The following is an 8,903-nucleotide window of genomic DNA, read 5'->3' on the forward strand; positions in this document are numbered from 1 at the left end:
CCCCTGCCCTTCACGGGCAGGGGCGCTCGCTGCGCAGTCGACCGACGTCAGCCGGCGATGATCTCGCGCGCCAGGCGGGCGGTCTCGGACGGCGTCTTGCCGACCTTGACACCGGCGGCCTCAAGGGCCTCCTTCTTCGCCTGGGCGGTGCCCGAGGAGCCGGAGACGATGGCGCCGGCGTGGCCCATGGTCTTGCCCTCGGGGGCGGTGAAGCCCGCGACGTAGCCGACGACCGGCTTGGTGACGTGCTCGGCGATGTAGGCCGCGGCACGCTCCTCGGCGTCGCCACCGATCTCACCGATCATGACGATGAGCTCGGTCTCCGGGTCCTCCTGGAACGCCTTGAGGGCGTCGATGTGGGTGGTGCCGATGACCGGGTCACCGCCGATGCCCACGGCCGAGGAGAAGCCGATGTCCCGCAGCTCGTACATGAGCTGGTAGGTCAGGGTGCCCGACTTCGAGACCAGACCGATCTTGCCGGAGGTGGTGATGTCGGCCGGGATGATGCCGGCGTTCGACTGTCCGGGGCTGATCAGGCCGGGGCAGTTCGGGCCGATGATCCGGGTCTTGTTGCCCTTCGAACCGGCGTACGCCCAGAAGGCGGCGGTGTCGTGCACCGGAACGCCCTCGGTGATGACGACGGCCAGGCCGATCTCGGCGTCGATGGCCTCGACGACGGCGTCCTTGGTGAACTTCGGCGGCACGAAGATGACGGTGACATCGGCACCGGTCTTCTCCATGGCCTCGGCGACGCCGCCGAAGACGGGCACCTCGGTGCCGTCGACGTCGACCGTGGTGCCGGCCTTGCGCGGGTTGACACCGCCGACGATCTGGGTGCCGGAGGCGAGCATGCGGCGGGTGTGCTTCATGCCCTCGGAGCCGGTCATGCCCTGGACGATGACCTTGCTGTCCTTGGTAAGGAAGATAGCCATGGTGTGAAAGTCCCCTTCCTTACTTGTTGGCCAGCTCGGCGGCGCGGTCAGCGGCGCCGTCCATGGTGTCCACGCGCTGGACCAGCGGGTGGTTGGCGTCGTCGAGGATCTTGCGACCCAGCTCCGCGTTGTTGCCGTCCAGACGGACGACCAGCGGCTTGGTGACGTTCTCGCCCTTGCTCTCCAGGAGCGCGAGGGCCTGCACGATGCCGTTGGCGACCGCGTCACAGGCGGTGATGCCGCCGAAGACGTTGACGAACACCGACTTGACGTCGGGGTCGCCCAGGATGATCTCCAGGCCGTTCGCCATGACCTCGGCGGAGGCGCCGCCGCCGATGTCGAGGAAGTTGGCGGGCTTGACGCCGCCGTGGTTCTCACCGGCGTAGGCGACCACGTCGAGGGTGCTCATCACGAGGCCCGCGCCGTTGCCGATGATGCCGACCTGGCCGTCGAGCTTGACGTAGTTCAGGCCCTTGGCCTTGGCGGCGGCCTCCAGCGGGTTGGCCGCGGCCTTGTCCTCCAGGGCCTCGTGCTCGGGCTGGCGGAACTCGGCGTTCTCGTCCAGCGAGACCTTGCCGTCAAGCGCGATGATCTTGCCCTCGCCGGACTTGATCAGCGGGTTGACCTCGACGAGGAGCGCGTCCTCGGCGATGAAGACCTTCCACAGCTTCTGCAGGACGTCGGCAACCTGGTCGGCGATCTCGGCCGGGAACTTCGCCGCGGCGACGATCTCGGCGGCCTTCTCCGGGGTGCAGCCCTCGTTGGCGTCGACCGGGATCTTGGCGAGCGCGTCGGGGTTCTCCTCGGCGACGACCTCGATCTCCACGCCGCCCTCGACGCTGGCCATCGCCAGGAAGGTGCGGTTGGTGCGGTCCAGCAGGAACGAGACGTAGTACTCGTCCTTGATGTCCGCGGTCTGGGCCAGCATCACCTTGTGGACGGTGTGGCCCTTGATGTCCATGCCGAGGATCGCCTCGGCCTTGGCGACGGCGTCAGCCGGGTCGGAGGCGAGCTTCACGCCACCGGCCTTGCCTCGGCCACCCACCTTCACCTGAGCCTTGACGACGGCGCGGCCGCCGAAGCGCTCCGCGATGGCGGCAGCGTCTGCGGCGGTCTCGATCACATCACCGTCAAGCACGGGCACACCGTGCTTGGCGAAGAGGTCCCTCGCCTGGTACTCGAACAGGTCCACGTGTTTGTCCTTGTTCGTGGTCGCGGATTGTGTCTCTACGAGCGTGCCACGGCAGGATCTTCGCTGCGGGTCGTCGGGGCGGTGCGGGTACGCAGAGGTACGGCCTTGCGGCCCACACAGCCACGGGCGCACACGTCAATCAACACGCGCGTCACGTCCGTCTGGCAGGTTATCCCCGTACGACGGGACTGTTTCGCCCGGGGCCTGCCCGTCCGTGGTGAGAACCGTCACAGACAGCCTACGGGGGCGGTCGGCGCACCCCCCGTCCGCCGGTCGGCCGGTTCGCACGTCCGGGTGAATCCTCACACTCCCTGGTCAGGCACCGGCAGCGGGCGCTTCTCGATCGCCGCGGCCATGATCTCCGGAAAGGCGTCCGGGGTGCAGGCGAAGGCCGGGGCCCCCAGGGCGGCCAGGGCGGCGGCGTGGGCGTGGTCGTAGGCGGGCGCACCTTCGTCGGAGAGCGCCAGCAGGGCGATGAACTGGACGCCGGCCGCCTTCATCGCGGCGACGCGCTTGAGCATGCCGTCCCGGATGCCGCCCTCGTAGAGGTCGCTGATCAGCACCACCACGGTCTCGGACGGCCGGGTGATCCTCGACTGGCAGTAGGCGAGCGCGCGGTTGATGTCGGTGCCGCCGCCGAGCTGGGTGGCGAACAGGACGTCGACCGGGTCGGTGAGCTGTTCGGTGAGGTCGACCACCGAGGTGTCGAAGACGACCAACCGGGTGTCCAGCGTGCGCATCGAGGCGAGCACCGCGCCGAACACCGCCGAGTGCACCACCGACGGGGCCATCGAGCCGGACTGGTCGATGCAGAGGATGACGTCCTTCTTCACCGCGCGCTGGGCGCGGGCGTAGCCGACCAGCCGCTCGGGCACGACGGTGCCGTGCTCGGGCAGGTAGTTCTTCAGGTTGGCCCGGATGGTGCGGTCCCAGTCGATGTCGCGGTGGCGGGGCCGGTTGACCTTGGCGCTGCGGTCGAGGGCGCCGCCCAGGGTGGCCCTGGTGCGGTCGGCGAGCCGGCGCTCCAGATCGGCGACCACCTTGCCGACCACGGCCCGGGCGGTCTCCCGGGTGGTCTCGGGCAGCGCGTGCTTGAGCGACAGCAGGGTGCCGACCAGGTGCACGTCCGGTTCGACGGCCTCCAGCATCTCGGGTTCCAGCAGCAGCCGCTCCAGGCCGAGCCGGGCGATCGCGTCCTGCTGCATCAGCTGGACGACGGTGGACGGGAAGTACTCGCGGATGTCGCCCAGCCAGCGCGCCACCTGCGGGGCCGAGCCGCCCAGCCCCGCGCTGCGCCGGCCGCCACGGGCCCCCCGGCCGCCCTCCTCGGGCGCGCCGCGGTAGAGCGCGGCCAGCGCGCCGTCCATCGCGGCGTCCCGGCCGCGCAGGGCGCAGCCGGTGCCGTCGGCCTCGCCGCCGAGCACCAGCCGCCAGCGGCGCAGCCGTTCGTCGGTCGTGGTCGCCATCAGGTCCTCCTTCACGGGTGTCAGGTGTTGCGGCCGGCGGCCTGCCGGGGGATCCGGGGGCGGGCGCCGAGCAGCAGGGCCACCACCGGGACGGCGGCGTCGGCCCGGGCCGGGTCGAGGGTGCCGCCCGGGGTCGGGGCCGCCGGGGCCTCGCCGAGCGGGCCGGCCGCGACCCGGCCGCCGATGGTGCTGCGGACGCCCGCCTCCAGCCCGGCGAAGGTGCGGCGCAGCAACGGCAGGACGTCGGTGAAGACCTCGCCGGGCACGCCGGTCAGCCACTCGTCGAGCAGGGCGAGCAGGCGCGGGTCGTGCAGCAGCAGGGCGCCGCCGCCGGTGAGGAAGCCCTCGATCCAGCCGGCCGCGTCCGCCGGGGCGTTGGCGGTGGACAGGACCAGCCGCAGCCGGCCGGCGGCCTCCTCGGAGTCGAGCCGCCCGTCGTCCAGCAGCAGCCGGACGGCGCGCCCGCGCAGCAGGCCGGGGGCGCCGGTGGCCGGGCCGCCGGCCGGCTCGCGGCGGGCCAGCGAGCGCAGGGCGGCGGCCCAGCGGTCGGCCAGGGCCTCGGAACCGTCCGGGCCCGGGGAGGCTGCCGGGGTGCCCGGGCCCGCTGATTCGTCCGGGGCGTCCGGGCCTTCCGGGGCGTCCGGCTCCGGACGGGCGGCCGGGCCGATCAGGCCGATCGCGCCGTGCACCTCGTCGAGCCGGCCGCGCATCGCCGCCGCCCCCTCGGCGTCCAACCCGACGCAGGCGGGCGGCAGCCCTACGCAGATCCGGTCGGCCAGGCCGGTGGCGACCTCGCCGAGCGCGCCGTGGTCGGTGCCGCGCACGTCGCCGTAGCGCAGCGCCCGGACCAGCGCGGGCAGCGCCCCGGCCAGGTGCGCGACGTCGGTGTCCAGCGCGGCGCAGTCGGCGAGCACCCGCATCACGGCGGGCAGCGCGCCGGCCAGCCCGGCCAGCAGGCAGGTCTCCACCAGGCCGGTCAGCTCGGCGAGTTCGGCGGCGGCGCGGGCGGTGCCGACGGCCTTGCCGGTCGCCGCCTCCTCCACCGTGGTGCCCCACTGGGCGGCCTCGGCGATCCGGACCGCGAACTCGGGCTGCCAGCACAGCCGCCAGCTCTCCCGGAACGTCCCGGTCGAGTTGACCGCCGAGCGGGCCGGCACGCCCCAGTCGACGCCCAGCAGCCGCAGCCGGTGCAGCATCCGCGAGCGGGCCGCGTCCGTGTCCTTGCGCAGGTCGAGGTCGAGGTCCTTCGGCGCGGCCTCGGGCTTGAGCCGCAGCGTGCGCTGCCAGCGGGTGAGGTCCCGCTGGAGCGGCACCGCCGGTGCCGCGTCCGGGACTTCGCCGAGCGCGTCGCCGACCACCAGGCGGTCCCGGACGAGCTCCAGGGCGACGTCCGAACCCTCGCAGAGCACCGCGCGGACGGCGTCCAGGGTCTCGGTCAGGCCGGCCAGCGGGCGGCCGCGCAGCACCGCCAGCGTGCGGGCGAGCCGGACCGCCTCGATGACGTGGGCGGAGGAGACCGGGTGGTCCTCGGCGCGCAGCAGTTCGGCGGCCCGGGCGAGCCAGCGCGGCACCGGATCGCCCTCGGTGCCGAACAGGTGGTGGTACCAGCCCGGTGACTGCACGCCCGCGCCGTAGCCGGTGGCCTGGGAGAGCCGGCGGTGCGTCCACGGCACCCAGGTGATGTCCGTCCGCACCTTCCGCGGCAGTGCGGCGAGCAGCGCCCGGTCGTGCGCGACCGTCGGCAGCACCGCCAGCGCGGGCACGTGGAAGGCCCCGCACACCACGGCGATCCGGCGGTGCCCGGCGCGGCGGGCGGCCCGGATCTGCTGGCGCATGTACGCCTCGCGCAGCTCGTCCCGCCGGGACTCGCCGAGGCCCTCCGCGCGCAGCGCCGCCATCGCCTCCGCGACGGCGGCGAACGGCGCCAGTCCGTCCGGGTCGTCCACGCCGCCCGCACCGGGCGCGCGGTGCTCGACCACGTCCTCCCACCAGCGCTCCGGGTCGTCGTACCCGGCCGCCTCGGCGAGCAGCGCCAGCGGGTCGGCGACCGGCCCGGCGGGCTCCCCCGGCTCCCCGGCCTCCCCCGCCTCGGCGGCCTCGGCGGCGGGTCCGAGGCCGTACCCGGCGGGCAGGTCGATGAAGCGGACCGGCAGCTCCCGCTCGACGCCGTAGCGGATCGCCACCCACTCCGGGGAGAACTCGGCGTACGGCCAGAACGCGGCCCTCGCCGGGTCGTCCACCGCGTGGGCCAGCAGCGCGACCGGCGGCACCAGGCCGTTCCCGGCCGCGAGGTGGACGATGCCGTCGGCCTCCGGCGGGCCCTCGATCAGCACCGCGTCCGGCCGCCACCGCTCCAGCGCGGCGGCCACCGCCCGGGCCGAGCCCGGGCCGTGGTGCCGGATGCCGAGCAGCGCGACGTCCGCGGTCATCGCACCTCCTCGCGGGCGGCCCGGTAGAAGTCCTTCCAACCGTCGCGCTCGCGCACCACCCCTTCGACGTACTCGCGCCACACCGCGTGGTCCGCCACCGGGTCCCGGACGACGGCGCCGAGGATGCCGGCCGTCACGTCCCCGGCGCGCAGCACGCCGTCCCCGAAGTGAGTGGCCAGGGCGAGGCCGTTGGCCACCACCGAGATCGCCTCCGCCGTGGAGAGGGTGCCGCTCGGGCTCTTGACCTTCGTCCGCCCGTCCGTCGTGATCCCGGCCCGCAGCTCGCGGAACACGGTGACCACCCGCCTGATCTCCTCGGCGCCGCCGGGCAGTTCGGGCAGCTCCAGGGAGCGGCCGAGCTGGTTCACCCGGCGGGTGACGATGTCGACCTCCTCCTCCAGCGAGCCCGGCAGCGGCAGCACGACGGTGTTGAACCGCCGGCGCAGCGCGCTGGACAGCTCGTTGACGCCGCGGTCGCGGTCGTTCGCGGTGGCGATCACGTTGAAGCCGCGCACCGCCTGCGTCTCGCCGCCCAACTCCGGCACCGGCAGCGTCTTCTCGGACAGGATGGTGATCAGGCTGTCCTGCACGTCGGCCGGGATCCGGGTCAGTTCCTCGATCCGGGCGAGCTTGCCGTCCGCCATCGCCCGCATCAGCGGCGAGGGCACCAGGGCGTCCCGGCTCGGGCCGTCGGTGAGCAGCCGGGCGTAGTTCCAGCCGTACCGGACGGCCTCCTCCGGGGTGCCGGCGGTGCCCTGCACCAGCAGGGTGGAGTCGCCGCTGACCGCCGCGGCCAGGTGCTCGGACACCCAGGTCTTCGCGGTGCCGGGCACGCCGAGCAGCAGCAGCGCGCGGTCCGTCGCCAGGGTAGTGACGGCGACCTCCACCACCCGGCGCGGGCCGATGTACTTGGGGGTGATCGGGGTGCCGTCGGGCAGTTCGCCGCCGAGCAGGTACGTCGCCACGGCCCACGGCGAGAGCTTCCAGCGCTCCGGGCGCGGACGGTCGTCCTGCGCGGCCAGCGCGGCCAGTTCACCGGCGAAGGCGTCCTCGGCATGCTGCCGCAGAACGTCGGTCACGGGGGCTCCTTCGGGTCGGCCGCCGGGCACACGGGTGCCCTCGGCGGCAGGGTGATCGGGGGGAGCTGGGGCCGGCGTCCCGGCCTGTGGGAACCACCCTGCACCCCGGCACTGACAAACCCCGGGGCGCTCCCGACGGGCGGTCAGCCGATGTCAGTGCCGCCGCCTACCGTCGGTCGCATGGAGGAACGCTGGAGCACCGAACACGTCCTGTCCCTGGCACCTGACGCCGCGTCGCAGAAGGCGGCCGGCAAGCTCTCCTCGCCCGCGCCCTGGTCCGGGGCGGGCACCGACGGCACCGCGCTCTGGGGCGAGTGCAAGGGCAGCGGCAGCACGCCGTACCGCACCGTGATCGAACTCGCCACGCCCGCCTACCAGTGCAGCTGCCCCAGCCGGAAGTTCCCGTGCAAGCACGCGCTCGGGCTCCTCCTGCTGTGGAGCGGCGCCCCGGAGGCCGTCCCGGCCGCCGAACCCGCCGCATGGGCGGCCGACTGGCTCACCTCCCGCGAGGAGCGCGCCGAGAAGCGCGCCGCGCCCCCCGCCGACCCGGCCGCCGCCCGCCGCCGGGCCGAGCGGCGCGGGGCCCGGGGGGCGGCCGGCGCGGCCGAGCTGCGGCTGCGCCTGGCCGACCGGATCCGGCACGGCCTGGCCGACCAGTCCACCGCCGGGCCCTGGGAAGAGGTCGCCGCCCGAATGGTCGACGCCCAGGCCCCCGGCCTGGCCACCCGGGTCCGCGAACTCGACGCCGCCCCGCAGGACCGGCTCCTGGAGGAGTACGCGATGCTGCACCTGCTCGCCACCGCCGCCACCCGCGTCGACGAGCTGCCGGCCGAACTGGCCGCCACCGTCCGCACCCGGGTCGGCTACCCCACCGACACCGCCGAGATCCTGGCCGGCCCCACCGTGCGCGACCGCTGGCAGGTGCTCGGCAGCCGCGACTCCGCCGACGAACGGCTCACCACCCGCCGGGTCTGGCTGCGCGGCGCCAAAACCGGCCGCCCCGCCCTGCTGCTCGCCTTCGGCCGCCCCGGCCAGGCCCCCGACCTCGCCCTGCCCACCGGCCACCTGCTGGAGGCCGACCTCGCCTTCCACCCCGGCGCCCGCCCGCTGCGCGCCGCCCTCGGCACCCGCTACGGCGCCCCCGAGCCCGGCCCGGCCGGCCCGCCCGACGGCCTCACCGTCGCCGAGACGGTCGCCGGCTACGGCACCGCCGTCGCCGACGACCCGTGGCTGGACAGCTGGCCGACCGTCCTCACCGGCGCCGTGCCCGTCCGCACCCCGGACGGCTGGCACCTGACGGACGGCCACCACACCCTGCCCGTCCGCACCTCGGCCCTCCCGGAGGCGGCCCTGTGGCGGCTGGCCGCGGTCTCCACCGGCCGCCCGCTGACGGTCTTCGGCGAGTACGGCCACCAGGGCTTCGCCCCGGTCACGGCCTGGGCCGGCCACGACCGCCCGATCGGCCTCACCACCGTCTAGGGCGTGCCTTGTGGATCAGGACACGCCCGAGCACACCTCAGGAGCACCGAAGATGACGATCACCCAGGACCCGTGGGAGACCCTGCACACAACCGCCCTGCTCGGCACCGACCGCCGCCCGCTCCCGGCCACCACCCTGCCGCTCGCCGACACCGTCGACCAGGCCGACCCGGCCACCGCGCTGCTGGAGCTGGCCGCCCTCGCCACCGTCCGCCGCCGGGCCGGCGCCCTGCCCGTCCCCGCCGCCGGACCGCCCGGCCCGCCCGCGCCCGAGGACGGGCGCCCCGAGCTGCCCGCGGCGGCCGCCCGCCGGCTCGCCGTCCTGC

General features: G+C 74.8%; 6 protein-coding genes and 1 pseudogene. 2 read left to right on the forward strand and 5 right to left on the reverse strand.

Annotation, left to right across the window (positions count from 1 at the left end; genetic code table 11):
• Positions 1–47 precede the first annotated feature (47 nt).
• The 5 genes from sucD to ACFV6I_RS34000 form a co-directional block, all read right to left on the reverse strand.
• Entirely contained in the window at positions 48–932 is an 885-nt protein-coding gene (gene sucD, locus ACFV6I_RS33980; RefSeq protein ID WP_063349021.1) for a succinate--CoA ligase subunit alpha, read from the reverse strand.
• 19 nt (positions 933–951) lie between these two features.
• A complete protein-coding gene (gene sucC / locus ACFV6I_RS33985) occupies positions 952–2,124 on the reverse strand; it encodes an ADP-forming succinate--CoA ligase subunit beta (RefSeq protein ID WP_063349020.1) in 1,173 nt (390 codons plus the stop codon).
• 302 nt (positions 2,125–2,426) lie between these two features.
• Complete coding sequence (locus ACFV6I_RS33990) at positions 2,427–3,590, reverse strand: VWA domain-containing protein (RefSeq protein ID WP_063349019.1); 1,164 nt, start codon at positions 3,588–3,590, stop codon at positions 2,427–2,429.
• Between the two features lie 20 nt (positions 3,591–3,610).
• Positions 3,611–6,019, reverse strand: a complete 2,409-nt coding sequence (locus tag ACFV6I_RS33995) for a DUF5682 family protein (RefSeq protein WP_380429576.1) — start codon at positions 6,017–6,019, stop codon at positions 3,611–3,613.
• Positions 6,016–7,128: an AAA family ATPase gene (locus ACFV6I_RS34000; protein ID WP_363369253.1), complete on the reverse strand. Its 1,113-nt coding sequence runs from the start codon at positions 7,126–7,128 to the stop codon at positions 6,016–6,018. The genes ACFV6I_RS33995 and ACFV6I_RS34000 overlap by 4 nt, the downstream gene beginning before the upstream one ends.
• 150 nt (positions 7,129–7,278) lie before the next feature.
• On the opposite strand from ACFV6I_RS34000, the gene ACFV6I_RS34005 reads away from it, so the two are divergent.
• The gene (locus ACFV6I_RS34005) at positions 7,279–8,577 is read left to right on the forward strand and encodes an SWIM zinc finger family protein (protein ID WP_380429579.1); all 1,299 of its coding nucleotides are present in this window, start codon (positions 7,279–7,281) and stop codon (positions 8,575–8,577) included.
• A gap of 52 nt (positions 8,578–8,629) precedes the next feature.
• Positions 8,630–8,903 (forward strand): annotated as a pseudogene (locus tag ACFV6I_RS34010) (hypothetical protein); the annotation flags it as partial.

It is taken from the genome of Kitasatospora sp. NPDC059803 (assembly GCF_042732255.1).
GTDB lineage: Bacteria > Actinomycetota > Actinomycetes > Streptomycetales > Streptomycetaceae > Kitasatospora.

Excerpts from the sequence above, each read along its gene's own strand:
- ACFV6I_RS33990 (WP_063349019.1), bottom strand. The coding sequence starts at position 3,590 with ATGGCGACCACGACCGACGAACGGCTGCGCCGCTGGCGGCTGGTGCTC.
- ACFV6I_RS34005 (WP_380429579.1), top strand. The coding sequence starts at position 7,279 with ATGGAGGAACGCTGGAGCACCGAACACGTCCTGTCCCTGGCACCTGAC.
- ACFV6I_RS33995 (WP_380429576.1), bottom strand. The coding sequence starts at position 6,019 with ATGACCGCGGACGTCGCGCTGCTCGGCATCCGGCACCACGGCCCGGGC.
- sucD (WP_063349021.1), bottom strand. The coding sequence starts at position 932 with ATGGCTATCTTCCTTACCAAGGACAGCAAGGTCATCGTCCAGGGCATG.